12 protein-coding genes and 2 pseudogenes are annotated in these 17,188 nt (G+C 49.4%); 10 read left to right on the plus strand and 4 right to left on the minus strand.

Translation table 11 applies throughout. The features are described 5' to 3' along the window. The first annotated feature begins 449 nt into the window (after nt 1-449). From ppc to glmS, 7 genes are all read left to right on the plus strand, one after another. The gene (gene ppc, locus PCH05_RS19385) at nt 450-3,245 is read left to right on the plus strand and encodes a phosphoenolpyruvate carboxylase (RefSeq protein WP_127604906.1); all 2,796 of its coding nucleotides are present in this window, start codon (nt 450-452) and stop codon (nt 3,243-3,245) included. Between the two features lie 261 nt (nt 3,246-3,506). Then, nucleotides 3,507-4,073, plus strand: coding sequence for an RNA polymerase sigma factor SigW (gene sigW, locus PCH05_RS19390; protein ID WP_127604908.1), 567 nt, complete (start codon nt 3,507-3,509; stop codon nt 4,071-4,073). A 122-nt stretch (nt 4,074-4,195) separates the two neighbouring features. After that, nucleotides 4,196-4,810, plus strand: coding sequence for a zf-HC2 domain-containing protein (locus PCH05_RS19395; protein ID WP_127604910.1), 615 nt, complete (start codon nt 4,196-4,198; stop codon nt 4,808-4,810). 202 nt (nt 4,811-5,012) lie between these two features. After that, nucleotides 5,013-5,843 (plus strand): diadenylate cyclase CdaA, encoded by an 831-nt coding sequence (gene cdaA / locus PCH05_RS19400; protein ID WP_127604912.1) that lies wholly within the window; start codon nt 5,013-5,015, stop codon nt 5,841-5,843. Beyond that, entirely contained in the window at nt 5,836-7,239 is a 1,404-nt protein-coding gene (locus tag PCH05_RS19405; RefSeq protein WP_164766720.1) for a CdaR family protein, read from the plus strand. The genes cdaA and PCH05_RS19405 overlap by 8 nt, the downstream gene beginning before the upstream one ends. 68 nt (nt 7,240-7,307) lie before the next feature. Then, complete coding sequence (glmM, locus tag PCH05_RS19410; protein WP_127604916.1) at nt 7,308-8,648, plus strand: phosphoglucosamine mutase; 1,341 nt, start codon at nt 7,308-7,310, stop codon at nt 8,646-8,648. A gap of 658 nt (nt 8,649-9,306) precedes the next feature. Then, nucleotides 9,307-11,139 (plus strand): glutamine--fructose-6-phosphate transaminase (isomerizing), encoded by a 1,833-nt coding sequence (glmS, locus tag PCH05_RS19415; RefSeq protein ID WP_127604918.1) that lies wholly within the window; start codon nt 9,307-9,309, stop codon nt 11,137-11,139. Between the two features lie 193 nt (nt 11,140-11,332). Here glmS and PCH05_RS19420 read toward each other — a convergent pair. After that, nucleotides 11,333-11,950 (minus strand): annotated as a pseudogene (locus tag PCH05_RS19420) (SDR family NAD(P)-dependent oxidoreductase); the annotation flags it as partial. Between the two features lie 198 nt (nt 11,951-12,148). Between PCH05_RS19420 and PCH05_RS19425 the strand changes: the two are divergent. Further along, nucleotides 12,149-12,508 (plus strand): MerR family transcriptional regulator, encoded by a 360-nt coding sequence (locus tag PCH05_RS19425; RefSeq protein ID WP_127604920.1) that lies wholly within the window; start codon nt 12,149-12,151, stop codon nt 12,506-12,508. A 309-nt stretch (nt 12,509-12,817) separates the two neighbouring features. Here PCH05_RS19425 and PCH05_RS19430 read toward each other — a convergent pair whose 3' ends face one another. Continuing rightward, nucleotides 12,818-13,291, minus strand: coding sequence for an SRPBCC family protein (locus PCH05_RS19430; protein ID WP_127604922.1), 474 nt, complete (start codon nt 13,289-13,291; stop codon nt 12,818-12,820). Between the two features lie 109 nt (nt 13,292-13,400). Here PCH05_RS19430 and PCH05_RS19435 point away from each other — a divergent pair, with 109 nt between their 5' ends. Continuing rightward, a complete protein-coding gene (locus PCH05_RS19435; protein WP_127604924.1) occupies nt 13,401-13,814 on the plus strand; it encodes a winged helix-turn-helix transcriptional regulator in 414 nt (137 codons plus the stop codon). A gap of 214 nt (nt 13,815-14,028) precedes the next feature. Here PCH05_RS19435 and PCH05_RS19440 read toward each other — a convergent pair whose 3' ends face one another. Both PCH05_RS19440 and PCH05_RS19445 read right to left on the minus strand, forming a co-directional pair. Further along, nucleotides 14,029-14,850: a DUF2785 domain-containing protein gene (locus PCH05_RS19440; RefSeq protein ID WP_127604926.1), complete on the minus strand. Its 822-nt coding sequence runs from the start codon at nt 14,848-14,850 to the stop codon at nt 14,029-14,031. Nucleotides 14,851-15,017: 167 nt separating this feature from the next. Beyond that, nucleotides 15,018-16,213 (minus strand): annotated as a pseudogene (locus PCH05_RS19445) (MFS transporter). Between the two features lie 329 nt (nt 16,214-16,542). Between PCH05_RS19445 and PCH05_RS19450 the strand changes: the two are divergent. Next, on the plus strand, nt 16,543-17,124 hold the full coding sequence (locus PCH05_RS19450; protein WP_127604928.1) for a TetR/AcrR family transcriptional regulator: 582 nt from the start codon (nt 16,543-16,545) through the stop codon (nt 17,122-17,124). The last annotated feature ends 64 nt before the right edge of the window (nt 17,125-17,188 follow it).

The raw sequence follows: 17,188 nt of genomic DNA on the forward strand, positions 1-17,188 counted from the left end.
TATGTAAACTCAAACGCCGAAAGGCGTTTTTTTGTTATTCTCCAGGATTCAAAATTTTAGGCTGCTATGGTTAATATCGATGTATCAGAAGCAAGCTAAAATGGGTAATACATAAGCAGGAGTCCAGGCGACAGATTCAATCATCAATTCTACCTTGATGCGAAAACAGGAATATTTTGGATGTCAGGAAATCTAACTGAATAAATAATTATAATATGGATTGATTATGTAGAGTTCGATGCTTGTCTTCCCATTATTTGCAAGACTACATAAAATAACCTGTAATTGCGCCATGTATATAAATACAGGAAGCGTGTTTCGAAGGCGGCTAATATTTTTTTGCTTTATCGCGAAAAAGTGAAGATTTTCGATTTATTTTGGTGTATGATGTTTAGAAAGCGTTACAAAAGAGATAGCAATTCAAACGGGATGGAGATGGGAGGAGTAGCATGACTGAACTTACGGTTACCGCAAATAAGAGCAATTCAAACAACCTACTGCGGCGCGATGTGCGATTCTTGGGAAACATCCTCGGTGAAGTGCTTGTCCATCAGGGCGGCAACGAGCTTTTGGATATTGTTGAAAAGATTCGCGAGACCAGCAAGTCATTACGTTCTGTTTTTTTACCTGAATTGTATGAGGACTTCAAGAAAATCATTCGAACCCTTGAGCCTGATATTCGCCACCAGGTCATTCGTGCTTTTGCGATCTATTTCCAATTGGTGAACATTGCGGAGCAAAATCACCGGATTCGCCGCAAGCGTGATTACGAAAGATCGGCGGGAGAAACGGTTCAGCCGGGATCCATCGAAAGTGCCGTTCAAGATCTGAAGGATCGTCAATTCACTTTCACAGAAGTGCAAGAGATTATCGAAAGCCTGTCGCTTGAGCTTGTCATGACGGCTCACCCGACTGAAGCGATGCGCAGAGCCATTTTGGACATTCACAAACGGATTTCCGAGGATGTTATGCTGCTGGACAATCCGACCCTTACTTTCCGTGAACGCGAACAGCTGCGCGAGAAGCTCCTGAACGAAGTCATTACCCTATGGCAAACGGATGAGCTCAGAGCCGGCAAACCGACCGTTCTCGACGAAGTCAGAAACGGCATGTACTATTTTCACGAAACGCTGTTCCATGTGCTCCCTGACGTTTATCAGGAACTGGAACGCTGCTTAAATAAATATTATCCAGAGCATAACTGGCATGTGCCTACGTACCTGCGTTTTGGTTCCTGGATCGGCGGTGACCGCGACGGTAACCCGTCGGTGAAAGCCGACATCACTTGGGAAACGCTGCGGATGCAGCGCAGACTCGCTATTCGCGAGTACCAGCGGATTTTATCCGAGTATATGCAGTACTTGAGTTTCAGCACTTCCATCGTCAATGTGTCCGACGAACTTCTGGAGTCCATTGCGAATGACCGGAATCAGGTGGAAGTTCTGAGACGCAGCGTATGGCATAACGAAAAGGAACCCTATCGGATCAAGCTTGTCTATATGATGGAAAAAGTAAGCAACGTGACCGACGAGAGCAAAAAGGGTTCGCCAGATGCTTATCAATCACCATCCGAATTCATCGAAGATTTGAAAATCATTGACCGCAGCCTTCGTTTCCACTTTGCTGACTATGTCGCTGATACGTATATTCAGAAATTAATACGCCAGGTAGAGCTGTTTGGTTTCCACACCGCAGCACTTGATATCCGCCAGCACAGCCAAGAGCACGAGAATGCGATGAAGGAAGTTCTGGCGCAGGTTGATCTGACGCCGGATTATTCCAAACTTTCCGAAGAGGAAAAAATTTCGCTTTTGGCCAAACTGCTTAGCGAGCCAAGACCGATTACTTCTAACTATCATGAGTACAGCGCGAGCACGAAGGAATGCCTGGATGTGTTCCGCACCGTATACAAGGCTCAGCAGGAGTATGGTACGCAGTGCATCACGAGCTATCTGATCAGTATGGCCGAAGGCGCAAGCGACATCATGGAAGTCATGGTCTTCGCCAAAGAGGTTGGATTGTTCCGCCAAAATAGTGATGGAACGGTTGATTGCACACTGCAATCGGTGCCTCTTTTCGAGACGATCGAGGATCTTCATGCTGCGCCGGAAATTATGAAGAGTCTGTTCCAGCTTCCGATCTATCGAGCAAGCATTGCTTCCAGAAATGATCTGCAGGAAATCATGCTCGGCTATTCGGATAGCAATAAGGATGGCGGCGCCGTTACCGCGAACTGGGAACTGCGCGTCGCGCTGAAGGAATTGACGGCCGTTGCCGATGAGTTCGGCATCAAGCTGAAGTTCTTCCATGGACGCGGCGGAGCGCTTGGACGCGGTGGCATGCCGCTCAACCGTTCGATTCTGGCTCAGCCGGCTTCTACGATTGGCGGGGGCATCAAGATTACGGAGCAGGGAGAGGTCATCTCGTCCCGTTACTCCTTGAAGGGCATCGCTTACCGCAGTCTGGAGCAAGCTACGTCCGCCCTGATTACAGCGGCGATCAACAAGCAAACTCCGCAAGAGGATGATGCGCGCGAAGCTTACTGGGATGGAATTGTACGGGAAATGTCTGAGGTTTCCCGCAATAAATACCAGGATTTGATCTTCCGCGATCCGGACTTCCTGTCGTTCTTCAAAGAGTCGACGCCGCTTCCTGAAGTGGGTGAGTTGAACATCGGTTCACGTCCTTCCAAACGGAAAAACAGCGACCGCTTTGAGGATCTGCGGGCCATTCCATGGGTATTCTCGTGGACGCAGAGCCGTTTCCTGCTGCCGGCATGGTATGCTGCGGGAACGGGCCTGCAGAACTTTTATCAGAACAAAGAAGAGAACCTGAAGATCATGCAGGAAATGTATGAGAAATTCTCCTTCTTTACTTCCTTGATCGATTCGCTTCAAATGGCGATTGCCAAGGCAGATATGGTCATTGCGCATGAATATGCGAATATGTCCAAGAACGATGAAGCCCGCCAGCGCATCTTCAACCTGATTGAAGAGGAGTTTAAGCTGACTTCGGAGCTCATTCTGAAAATTACGGGACAGAAGGAAATTCTCGATAACGTCCCTGTCATCCAGGAATCGATCCGCCTGCGTAATCCTTACGTCGATCCGCTTAGCTATCTGCAGGTTCAACTGCTTAGCGAGCTGCGCGGTCTGCGTGAAAAGGATGAGGATGATGCCGAGCTGCTGCGTGAGGTGCTTCTCACCATCAACGGAATTGCCGCAGGTCTCCGGAACACAGGCTGATACTCTAGCGTAAGGGACATCGAAAGAAAGCCGAATAAGGGAAAGCCGGGATTCAAGCGATTGAAACCCGGGCTTTCCCTTTTTTAGTTATCAGTTAAGCATAAAATCCGAAGCATGGCGATCTATGAAGCTGTAACCGGTTATAGGTGTTTTTTGCTATGCCATACGAGCTTGTCTTGCATTTTTGCGGGAGTTGAATTACGATTTGAATGATGTGAAAAATAGATCGTTACCCATCAGCAAGTCTGGGGGAATATATTGGTGGATAATATAGAGAACAGGTTAACCAAGCTGGCTCTGAAAGGGGATCAGCGTGCCTTTGCAGAGATTGTAGAGCTGTATAAGGATAAAATATATCATTTGGCCTATCGAATGCTGAACAACCGCCATGAGGCGGAGGATATCGTGCAGGAAACCTTTTTGCGCGTATATAAAAATCTGGACCGGTACGATCCGAACCAGAAGTTTTCGACGTGGATTTATCGCATTGCCACGAATTTATGTATCGACAGGCTGAGGAAAAAGAAGCCGACCTATTCGCTCGACGCGGAAATGAACGATCAGGAAGGCATGGATGGCTATTCGATGATCCCGAGCGATAACCGGACACCGGAAAGCGAAACGCTGTTGTCTGAAACGCAGGAAATCATTTATCAAGCGATTGAAACGCTTCCGGCGAAATACAAGTCTGTTATGATTTTGAGGTATTTGCAGGATTTATCCTTGCAGGAAATCAGCGACGTGCTGGGCATGCCTGTGACAACCATTAAGACGCGGGTACACCGCGGGCGGGAGTTTCTGCGCAAAAAATTGGAGTCCAAACTGTAAAATTCCTTTTTTTTATTGAAACATTCTAAAAAGAAGTACGTATTACAAGTTAAACAAGTCTTGTGCCCTTCGAATGGATAGGGTTTCGAATACATCTATAATGAACGAAAGGATTGGCTCATATGGAATGCAACTTGGCCGTCTCTTTAATGCATGATTATCTGGATGACGACTTGCCCAAGGACCAGCAGCTGGCTCTAAAGACCCATTTGCTGACCTGCCCTGATTGTCGTCTGCAGTTCAAAGAGCTGGAGCGGACAGATATGCTGATGTTCTCCCTGAACCATCATGCACCGACCGCGCCTCTTGAGCTGACCCACCGGATCATGAGTGCCTTGCCTCAGGAAAAAAGACAGCAGCCTTGGCTGAGATGGATCAGAAGACATCCTGCCATTACGGCCGCCGCCGTTTTCCTTGTGGTGATGTTCATCAGTTCCGTGAGCTTCTGGGATCAGGACACACAGCTCGTGGTCAAGGGAAGCGACCTGGATCAGGTTGTGATTGAGGGAGACACGGTTATTGTCCCGGAAGGAAAAACTATAGCCGGCAATTTAACGGTAGAAAATGGAAAAACTCAAATTTACGGCGAAGTCAATGGGGATCTGACGGTGATCGACGGGTCATTGTACCAGGCTTCCACAGCCCATATTTCCGGTAGGGTCAAAAAGGTTGATCAAGCGTTGGACTGGATCTGGTATAAAATAACAAATGCATTCTCCGATGTCGCCTATCGTTAAAAAACCTATGCTGCAGCTGAATTCACGGCGCCTCTTCTCTGAAAGAAGGCGCCTTTTTGCTGGAAGAATGCTTAAATTCAACCAATTTGGAGCTTCGGCCGCTTGCAACCTGAAGTTGATCGTTATAACCTAGAAGATATAGGGGAAATTATATTACATAGAGACCCATTTTACATTCAAGGGGAAGTGCGGGGGCCTAAGTATGAGTTATTTTACGGATCTGACATGGAAGGAATCCATCAAGGATATCATCGATATTGCGATTGTTACATACATTATTTATCATGTCATTTTGCTCGTTCGGGGTACCAGAGCCGTTCAACTCCTGAAAGGTATTCTGGTTCTGGTCATTATATGGGCGCTAAGCACATGGTTCGATTTGTTTACACTGAGATGGCTGATGAATCAAATTTTCAACTTCGGTATTTTTGCCATCTTTATTATCTTCCAGCCGGAGCTTCGCAGAGCGCTGGAACAGCTCGGTCGCGGCAAAATATTCGGCCGGTCCTCCGCAGAGGATGAGGAATTCAACAAACTGATCGGCGAAGTCATTAAGGCCGTAAATTATTTAGCACGCAGAAAGATCGGCGCATTAATTGTTTTTGAACGCCAGACAGGACTGAACGAATACACCGAATCGGGTATTCCGATGCAGTCGATGATCAGCTCACAGCTCTTGATCAATATTTTCATCCCGAATACGCCGCTCCACGATGGAGCCGTCATTATACAGAACAACCAAATTGCTGCCGCCGCATGTTATTTGCCGCTGTCGGAGAACCCCTTTATCAGTAAGGAACTAGGTACACGGCACCGTGCCGCGATCGGGATCAGTGAGGTCGGCGATGCCGTCTCGGTTGTCGTTTCGGAAGAAACAGGTCAAATCTCCCTTGCAATCAATGGACAGGTTGTGCGCGACATCAAGGAGGAATCCCTGATTTCGAAGCTGTATGAGGAGCTCCGTCCGAATTCCACCCCTAAAGAGAAACGCCCGATGTTCTGGCGCCGGAAGGGGACTGATAAAGATGAATAAGTGGATCAACAACAACAATTTCGCGAAAATTTTGGCGCTTGCCGTTAGCGTGTTGCTGTGGAGCATGGTCCATTTAAACAGCGATACGCCTACGCCTACAGCGAAAATAGATACGAGGATTATTGAAAACGTCAAGGTTCAGCCTTACGGACTGGATGAAAAGAAATATATACTCAGCGCCATGGACACCGATCGGGTCCGCATTGAGATTAAGGGGAAAAAGACGGATCTCTTATCCGCCTTTTCTGGCGAGTATAAAATCAAGCTGGACCTTAGCAATGCGAAGGTCGGAACCAGCACGCTGCCGCTCAGCGTCGATATCCCGAAAGGGCTCGAGATCGTGAATATCCAGCCGTCGACGGTGACGGTGAATATCGAAGAGAGAAATACGGCAACGTTTCCGGTATCAATCGTGACCAAAGGGACACCAGCGGAGGGGTATCAGGTCGGTACGGTGACCCCACAGCCTGCAACCGTGAAAGTGACGCTTCCGGAGAGCGAGCTTCGCGAGGTAGCGAAGGTTCAAGGAACCGTGACTATTGACGGGGAGAGCAGCTCGATCAAAGAAAAAAGGATCAAGCTGATCGCCTATGACAAAAAGGGGCAGGAAATCGAGGGAGCCGTGCTTGAACCGTCCACGGTTTCGGCCGATGTGGTCATTTCACCACCCTTTAAGGAAATTCCGATAGAACTGCAATATACGGGCAAGCTTCCTGAGGGACTTGTGATTTCGAAAGCTCAGCCTAGCGCAAGCAAGGTGAAGCTATACGGCTCGCAAGAGGACCTGGCGGGAGTAAAGTCCTATACCAATATTAGCGTGGATTTGGGGCAGATCACGCAGGCGGGAACAATAGTTCTTCCTGTGGACTTGACGCCACCTTCCGGTTTTGAGAAAATCGAGCCGAGCTCCTTGGAAGTGGAAATCACCACGGTTTCCAATTCGCAGCGGACCATGAACGACATTCCGATCACGATCAAAAATGAGAACAGCGATCTGGATGCCACGATTATCAGTCCGGCCAGCCGCGTGATGTCGCTGACGCTCAGCGGTGCTCCGGGTCTGCTGAACAGTCTGACTTCAAGCGATATCCAGCTGATTGCAAGCGTCGGGAATCTGAGCCCGGGAACGCATCAAGTAACGCTGCAGCTCGTGCTGCCGCGTTATATATCCCGTGCCGATCAGGGCAGCCCGCTGACGGCGACGATTGAGGTAAAGGAGAAGGCTTCGACTCCCGCAACGACGACCCCGGAAACCGGGTCGGACGGAAAGGGAAAGGATAAGAATCCAAACCAGGAGAATCATTCCGGGACGGGAAGCGATGATCCAGGCGGTTCGGGTCCGAATGACCCCGTGACGCCGAACGGTTCGGGAGAAGCGGGAGATCCAGGAAATTAGCGAATGGAATACGATGGAATTTAAAATGAATCTTTGTAAACAGAGAGCCTATAAAAAGGAGAACAATCATGGGGAAATATTTTGGTACTGACGGCGTCCGCGGTGTCGCAAACAAGGAATTGACCGCAGAAATGGCATACAGCATCGGCCGCTGCGGCGGTTATGTATTAACGGGAGACGTTGAGAAACCGACGGTCGTCATCGGAATGGATACGCGCGTTTCGGGCGTCATGCTGGAATCGGCTCTGGTGGCTGGCATGCTGTCCATCGGCGCGCATGTAGTGCGGCTTGGCGTCGTATCGACACCGGCGGTCGCTTATATTACGAGATTGCTGAAAGCAGATGCGGGCGTGATGATCTCTGCGTCGCATAATCCGGTGGAAGATAACGGGATTAAGTTTTTTGGCGGGGACGGATTCAAGCTGTCCGATGAGACGGAACTGAAGATCGAAGCATTGATGGACGCAGAGACCGATAACCTGCCGCGTCCGGTGGGTAAAGACCTGGGCAACGTCATTGTAGATAACGATTCGAAATATAAATATTTGGAATATCTGAAATCGACGATCAGCCACAGCTTTGACGGCCTGAAAATCGTGCTCGACTGCGCGAACGGTGCTGCTTATGAGCTGGCTCCGAAGCTGTTCGAAGAGCTGGGCGCGGAAGTTGTAAAGATCGGCGCCGAGCCGAACGGTCTGAACATTAACGATCATTGCGGTTCCACGCATCCGGAGAAGCTCAAGGAAGAGGTCATCAAGTCAAAGGCCGACCTGGGCCTCGCTTTTGACGGCGATGCGGACCGTTTGATTGCGATCGACAACAACGGCGAGGAAGTCGATGGCGACTTTATCCTCTGCATTTGCGGAGATGCCATGAATAAGCAAGGCAAGCTGAACAACGGTACGATCGTCTCGACGGTCATGAGTAATATCGGCTTTTATAAAGCTACGGAGAAACTGGGCCTGAAAACAGCCAAGACAGCCGTAGGCGACCGCTACGTCATGGAAGAGATGCGCAAGAACGGCTATAACCTGGGCGGCGAGCAGTCCGGCCATGTGATTTTCCTGGATTACAACACAACCGGCGACGGCATTCTGACAGCAATTCAGCTGGTAGACACCATTTCGGCTTCCGGCAAAAAGCTGAGCGAGCTGAGAACAATGATGCGCCAGTATCCTCAAGTGCTTGTGAATGTCCGTGTTGAGGACAAGAGCAAATATGAAGGCAACCCCGCCATTGAAGCAGCTATTGCCGAAGTGGAAGGCATTCTGGGCGACAATGGCCGCGTGCTGGTACGTCCTTCGGGTACGGAATCGCTGATTCGCGTGATGGCAGAGGGTCCGGATAAGGACCAGCTGGATCAGTACGTGAATCAGATCGTCGAGGTTGTGAAGCGGGAGCTTGTGTAAGACCTAGGATGTGTTTTTGTCGTAAAATGAAGCAACTTTTATCATGGGCCGGTGAAACTAATGTTCAGGTTTCATCGGCTTTCATTTCAGGTGAATAGGGAAAAAGAGGGCTTGGCACGGTCTTCAGCCCGGATTGCCAAACGGGTTCGACTTGAATATAATAGGAACTACGTTTGTCGAAACTTTTCTGAAAAGGCAGACGGGTTCTTGAAAATTCAGAAATACATGTCATTCAAATACAGAAAGCGGGGATCGTGAGGTTTAGAATTAAAAGCGCCAGAACTTGGGCTCGCGCGGGGAATGAATTCGTTCGCAACCGTTGGAGCGGATTCACGGCAGCGCCAAGTTGACGAGGTGAAGGTGTTCGAAACATTCGGCGGGGACCTTCCGGTGATTCACCAGAACCGAAAACCGAAAACGGAAAATGAATGGGCGACCGTTCACACAACGCTTCCGGTGGGTGAAAAGAAAATCATAATTCATGAGTGTGCGGGCAAGATAGCAGTAAGTGCAGCAGCCGAGAAACAGTACATTCGTGAAACGTACCTTGTAAATTTCATACAAAGTTTGTTTTCCCGTACGTTCCGGTTATGCCGCACGGCTATTCCTGTACGCTCTCTAAACCCATTTTGGAGAAGTGAACGGAGGAATTTTAATTATGTGTGGTATTGTTGGATATATTGGTCAGAAGGATACGCAGGAAGTATTGATCGAGGGATTGAAGAAGCTGGAGTACCGTGGTTACGATTCCGCAGGGATTGCAGTATTCACCGATAAGGGATTGCAAATCGCCAAGGCGAAGGGCCGGATCGCGAATCTGGAGTCGAAGCTGGAGGTAACGCCTTTGGTGGGGAACGCTGGCATCGGGCATACCCGCTGGGCAACCCACGGCAAACCATCGGATGTGAACTCCCATCCTCATACGGACAACAGCCATAAGTTTTCTGTCGTGCATAACGGCATTGTCGAAAACTATATGGAGCTGAAGGATGAGCTGATCGAGCAAGGTCATATTTTTGTGTCGGAAACCGATACGGAAGTCATTTCTCACCTGATTGCCCGGGAATATGATGGCGACATCGTCAAAGCGGTGCAGCAAGCGATTACGCATATGCGCGGCGCTTTTGCACTAGGCGTGCTGACGGAATATGAACCGGAAAAACTGGTTGCTGTTCGTCAGGCAAGTCCGCTCATTATCGGTATCGGTGAAGGCGAGAACTTTATCGGTTCGGACATTCCGGCGATTCTGCAATATACGCGCAATGTGTATATTCTGAACGACGGTGAGATGGCGGTACTGACCAAAGACTCTGTCGAATTGATGACCATTGAAGGGAATTTTATTTCTCGGGAAATGATTCATGTCGACTGGGATGCGGTCACTGCGGAAAAAGGCGGCTTTGAGCATTTTATGCTTAAAGAGATCCACGAGCAGCCAAAAGCTTATCGCGACACGATGCGCGGACGGATCGACGAATCCGGCAAAAAAGTCATTTTGCCTGAGCTGAAGTTGACTCCGGAGCAAATCAAAAACATCAGCAATGTGCAAATCATTGCCTGCGGTACTGCTTTCCATGCAGGTCTTGTTGGACGCCATGCGATCGAATCGCTGGTACGCATTCCTGTCGAAACGGATGTTGCGTCTGAATACCGTTACCGTTCGCCAATCGTGACACCGAATACGCTTGTGATCGTCGTGAGCCAATCGGGTGAAACCGCGGATACGCTGGCAGCCCTGCGCGAGGCTCAGTCTCACGGTGCGCATGTGCTCGCCATTACCAACGTGGTGGGAAGCTCCATCGCCCGCGATGCGGATGATGTGATCGTAACCCTGGCGGGTCCGGAAATCGCCGTGGCTTCGACCAAAGCGTATACGTCCCAACTGATCGCGTTCTACCTGTTGTCGCTGTACCTGGCAGAGGTGCGCGGCACGCAGACAGAGGAAGAGGTTGCACGGATTATTGCAGCGATGCAGGCCCTGCCTGAGCAGCTGGAGAGCATGCTGGCGAAGCCGGATGCGATCAAAGCCTATGCCGAACAAATTTCCAAGCATGAGCACTTATTCTTTATTGGACGCGGCATGGACTATGCAGTGGCACAGGAAGGCTCGCTGAAGCTGAAAGAAATTTCCTATATCCACTCCGAGGCGTATGCTGCCGGTGAACTGAAGCACGGTACGCTGGCCTTGATCGAAGAAGGCATTCCGGTTATTGCCCTGGCAACCCAGGAAGCGGTGCTTGAGAAGACCGTGAGCAACATCAAGGAAGTCAGCGCGCGCGGCGCCGACATCATGGCGATTACGCATGAAGAGCATGTGGCCAGCCTGTTGAAATCCGTGAATCAGGCGTTTGCCATTCCGCAAACCCTGCCGCTGCTGACCCCGGCACTGTCCGTCGTTCCGCTACAGCTGCTGGCCTACTACGCTTCCCTCGCGAGAGGAAACGACGTGGATAAGCCGCGGAATTTGGCGAAGAGCGTGACGGTGGAGTAAGGGGAAGTCGTTTCGAGCAAATTAGCCTCGTAGCGAGCCATTTAAAGTTAAATCAAAGTCGAGCAGATCCAGGATGATTTCCTGGTATTTGCTCGGCTTTTCTTTTATTTTAGGGGATGGGAATTAGAGGAGAGAATAGGGGGAATAGGACATTTCAAATCTTATCTCAGATGTTTAAGGCTCGAATTTTTGTTTACCAAGCGTAAATGTCATTCTCATCCAAAAATTCGCCGTTATGACGTTTGCCGTCTAAGACATATCCCACGATAATGGCTGCAGCGGCTTCCTTGGATTTACCGCCTGCGGCATTGCCGTTGAGATCGGTGGTTGTGAAGCCCGGCGTTACCGCAAATACTTGAGCGCCGCTGTCTCTAACCTCATAAGCCATTGATAACGTCATGGCGTTGTTGGCCGTCTTTGAGGAGTTATAATCAAAAGCGTTTAGTGTAGATTCCGCATGCTGCATATGATCCAGGGAAGCCATGTCGGTGGAGACGTTGATGACGGTTCCTTCGCTGTTCTTGATCAACGGAAACAAATGCTGATTCAAGCGGAAGGTACCGAAAAAGTTAACCTCAAACGCGTTCCGCAAATCCTCCTCTTTCGTATCCATAAACGAACGGGAGAAAGCGCCCGGCATGCCGGCGTTGTTAATCAGCAGCTTCAGGTCGGGATAATTTTGTGTAATCGTGCTGGCGGCTTGTTCAATAGATTTTAGGTCTTCCATGTCGATTTGAACAAAGTCCACGTCCAGCCCTTGTGAAGTCAACTCAGAAACGGCTACTCTGCCGCGTTCAGCGCTGCGGGCGCCGAGAAGGACCTTCTAGCCGGCTTCTCCCAGCTGCTTAACGATTTCAAATCCGATTCCTTTATTGGCGCCGGTTACGAAGGCGGTTTTTTTCATGCAAATCCCTCATTTCTTTAGATTGGTTATGTTACCCGATGTATAAGTTACTATGCTACACTTAGTGTAGGTCAACGAAAACTTTTTTTTATAAGCGAGGGGTATATGCTTACAATCGGAGAAGTCGCGAAGGAAGTCGGAATCAACATCGGTGCGATCCGTTTTTACGAAAGAAAGGGATTGCTGGAACCGGCGGCGCGCAACGAGCAGAATAACCGTTTATATACGGAGCATGAGTTGAAATGGCTGGTGTTTATCAAATGTCTGCGTGAAACCGGAATGAGCGTGGAGGATATCAAAAGGTATTACGACAAGGTCAATGAGGGCACCTCGACCCTGCCGGAGCGAATTAAATTGATTCAAGACCAGAAGCAAAAGCTGCTGGATGATATTGAAGCGAAAAAAGCCCAGCTCGTCCATTTGGAGCACAAGCTTGAACGGTATTATCGCGGGGAGAATTACTAGGACGCGCCGGAGTAGCGAAAAGATAAAATTAAAGTGGATCATAGAGCTTTACACTAAAAAACGGTTTCCCCTATTCCATATTGGAGAGGGGGTACCGTTTTTGCTTCGGAGCTTCCTAGCTAAAATACATTTTGCTATACCGCCAAGTCTTTAAAGTTTGCCGTTACAGAGTACGCGGTGAACTGTACCACAAATAACAGCAAGTTTTTTAGAAGAAACCCGCAGGAGTCCATGTTGATTATTACAGCGCAATCTCTTGGCAAAGCTTCAGTCGCTAAGCGCCGAGCTTCTGTCTATGGCATTGGGTTTCTAAGAGTTCGCAATGCCGTGTTTGTTTGCAATTTGCTCGCTTTGGTTGGGCTGGCCCTTACCCGTGGTGATCAAATCTCGAAGGCTGCCGCTTATGTAGATGCCCCAGGAGTCTTTACAGACGGCGTAGCACTCATACGCGGGAACGAGTCCTACGTGCGTAAATCGAACTTCTGTTTTGCCGTCCTTTTGGGTGATTTCAAAGACAATGTCGGTATCCGTCCACTCGCTCTTGTCCTTGACGAAGTTAAAGTAGTTGTCTGCAATGTGCCAAGCAACCTTTTTACCTGGAACAAGCTCGGTGATTTGGATGGTGCAGCGGTGAATATCCTCGTGGTGGTACTTAAATTCACCAAGTGCGTCGGTACTGCCCTCAATTTCCTCTGACCACCATCCGCGGACGTTATTGATGGCGGCGAAGACTTCTTCGGGGCTTTGGTCAACCTTAAAAGAAGTGCTGTAACTTTGATTCATACGATCTCTCCCCTCGTTCATAGTTAATTACACACAGAGTATAAAGTTTGTACTTGCAAAACGCAAGTACAAACTTGCAAAATGCAAGCACGAATTGTATAATCTTTTCATGAAAAAGCGATCCTCTACTGTTTGTCCAATCGTATATGCGCTCGACATATGGGGTGATCCCTGGAGCCTAGTCATCCTTCGTGACGTCCTTATCCATAACAAGCGGTATTACCGCGAGTTTCTTGCTTCACGCGAGCACATCTCAACGAATATTTTGAGCGCACGGCTCCAATCACTCGTTGAAGCAGGCCTGCTCATCAAGATAGAAGGAGATACTAACCGCGCACAGACCATGTACCGACCAACACAAAAGGCACTTGACCTGTTTCCAGTCGTTTTTGCCATTATGCACTGGGGCCTGAAATACAATCCCAATACCGATATGACTATACCGATCATGCAAGAACTAACAACAAACGAAAAAGGGCTGGAGCAGCGCCTTTTGCAGAATTTCGATGATATTACATCATAAAAAAACGTGACGCAATTCTGACGGCGAGTACGGCTTCATCCTGAATCGGATTTGCAGCTCCCGCGATTGGAAGCATAAATGGCTTCGTCCTTTATTTTGAGGGGACGGAGCCATTAGTCTTTGTTGGGGAAATAAAGGGAGGGGGATCGCTAGCCTGTACCTTATTTGAAGTGGGGATTGCCCAGAGAGGGTGCAAGTTCCCTCTTTTTCTTCATCAGCAATAGTATACTTTTTCTACTTTATATAAGGTTTGCTCGATCGTTGGGCAGAGAGCGGCATCAACTTCATAAAATTTAACTCGGAAGTATAAGCTTTTCAAAAAGTTCTTTATATTATTTTTTTGCTTAAAGGCAGGTAGAAATTCCGGGTTTTTCTCCACACGACCGAAACTTTGAATCCATTGCTCTACATCAGTCTGACTAAGTAATTTTCGATTTAAAATACGAATTACGGGTCTTGCCATTCTCTCATCTTCCCCATCAGAGTACACCCGATCTGTTAGAGTCATCTTGTCGTGCACCAAATCGAGGATGGTTATAAGGTCGGTTCTCTCCAGCTCGGAACATTGAGCCAAATCGTCTAAAGCATCTGCTGCATGGGCGATGGCATGGGCCCAGCCCTTTTCTTCGTCATACCCACGGTAATCCCGCTCTTCTTGTACATTGTAAAACACGCTCTCCTTGATCAGATGAACCTGCTCTCTTGAGAGAAAAGGTGATTCTCTGTGCCTCATCAAGAGCAGCGGTATGACCAGCATAGAGAAGGATCGGGTGAAGACAGAGTCTGTATTCGCTTCCCCCAGCCTAAAAAGCAGATGGTCTTTATCCAAAATAACAGGTAGAAGCTGTTCCAGTTCGTTCGCAGCTAGAGAACTACCGGGAATCCAATGTGATAAGGTTGTATAGATGAGATCATCACGCAGCTCAGCATCCAAAGAACCGATGTTGGTTATCATTTCTTGTACCAACTGGAATGTAGCGGGAGGTGCTTGGTAGCCATTCTCTTTGATGAATAGCAGCTTTTCTTTTAAATTCATTTGACACGCTCCTACTAGAAATTATCCGAACTGGCTTTTCCAAAGGTTTATACCGACGTTTATGTTTCTCCCGTACTCCGTGTTTACGGATCGGATCCGCCGATCAGATACTATTCCATCATAGAGCATAATGTATATTTTTACTATTTTGGTAAGAGGTCGTTCCATTAAGCGACATCCGCTTCTCCAACCTGCCGAGTGAAACGGCGCGTGATTCCCCAGAATACGAGGGCGAGCGCACTGATAGTGGCACCCAGGATGCAGACGCCGATCCAGCCGAAAGCGGCGTAGGCATTGGTGGCCAGAATGGCGCCGGTCGCGCTGCCGATAGAGTAGAACATCATGTAGGCGGCCGTCAGTCTGCTTTTGGCCTCGGGGCGGACCGCCATGATCATGGCCTGGTTGGTGACGTGCACGGCCTGCACGGCCAGGTCGAGCAGGATAATCCCGACGATTAATCCAAGCAGGGACCGCTCTGCTAAGCCGATGAACAACCATGATGCCGTCAAGAGCGCGAGGGCAATGCCCGTCGTGCGCTGTCCCCATCCACGGTCGGCAAGCCGTCCGGCTTTCGCGGCGGATAATGCACCGGCCGCGCCGGCCAAGCCGAATGCCCCGATCGCCGTATGGGAAAGGGAATACGGAGCAGCGCTCAGCGGCAGAACCAGGGAGCTCCATAAGATGCTGAAGGCCGTAAAAATCAATGTCGCGAGTCCGCCGCGGACGAGCAGTGTTCGTTCTTGCGCGAAGAGCAGGAGGGTCGATCGAAGCAGCTTGGGATAAGATAGAGGCGCTGGCGTTCAACCTGCGGCAGGGCCCGGTACAATAAGCCGACCAAAAGGAGCATGAGGGCTCCGGAGGTGAGATAGACCGAGCGCCAACCGCCTACATCGGTCAATAGGCCGGCAAAGGTTCTTGCCAGCAGGATGCCGATGACGATGCCGCTTTGAACGAATCCGACGACGCGCCCGCGCTCGGCGGGGGCAGCTAGTGTCGAAGCATAGGCGACCAGGGTTTGCGTGACGGACGCGAGCAATCCGACAGCGGCCAAGCCCGCAAAAAGCACCGTGACCGTGGGAGACAGGCCAATACCGGTCAGGGCCAATACATAAAGCACCATCTGGCTGATAATCAGCTTCTTGGGACGGACGAGATCGCCGAGGGGAACGAGAAGCAGGAGCCCCACCGCGTAGCACAATTGTGTAATGGTGATGACTGCGCCAATGGTAGAGGGGGAGATTCCAAACTCATTCGAGATTTGATCGAGCAGCGGCTGCGCACAGTAAACATTCGCGACCGCGACGCCGCAGGCCAAGGCGAACAGGATTAACGTGTAGCGGGATAGGGAAGAAGAATTATTCATGGGGTCACTCCGTTCATCTTTTAATACCAATCGATACGGAATGGTGCACAGCAAATATAAAGCGGAACGGTTGGCGCTGTCAACTCCATTTTTGATTGGATGAGGAAGGATCATGCGAATACTCACAAGATATATAGTCAACAATGAAGCGGGAAGCCTGATGGGATGTCATCCGACGCATTGACATAAAACAGAAGGATGGCTAAAATAAAATATACCGATCAGTAAATTAAAAAACAGCATTTGGCTTGCAATACAGTCGAAGGCAATGGCATATGAAACAGAGATATGGATAGATCATGAGGATCACAGAAAGGAGGAGGGCAGACATGGTACGGCAACGGGAATTCGATAAGGAACAAGCGCTGGATGAAGCGATGGAGCTCTTTTGGAAAAAAGGGTATGAAGCCACCTCCATCAGCGATTTAACGGCAGCCATGGGCATTCAGCGGCCCAGCTTATATGCGGCATTCGGCGGTAAAGAAGAGCTTTTCGAAGCGGCGCTGCGGAAATATTTGAATCTGCACGCGGCCCGCATTCGGGCTAAACTTCATACGAACCCATCCGTTAAAGAGGCTATCCGTGCTTTCTTCGGGGACTTGGTGGAGGAGGGGTACCGCGAAACGCCAAGCAAAGGGTGCTTTTGCATCAATACGATGGTCGAGCTTGCCCCGCATGACGAGAAATTCGAAATCCTCACCCGGGAGCATGAAATGTATCTTGCCGTGATTTTTCAAGAAGCCATCCGCAAGGGGATGAAGTCTGGAGAGCTTGCTGGCAGTCTGGACGCGAAGGGGCTGGCACAGACGCTGGTCGTTGCGCTGATCGGACTGACGGTGCTGCTGAAATCCCGTCCGGAGCGTTCGTTCGCGGATCATTCCGTGGGGATGGTTTTATCGCTGCTTCACTAAACAATCATTCCTATTAAAAAAGAGACGATTCCCAAGTGGCATGAACTCCACCGGAAAATCGCCT

It is taken from the genome of Paenibacillus chibensis (genome assembly GCF_004001045.1).
Classification (GTDB): Bacteria; Bacillota; Bacilli; order Paenibacillales; family Paenibacillaceae; genus Paenibacillus_AQ; species Paenibacillus_AQ chibensis.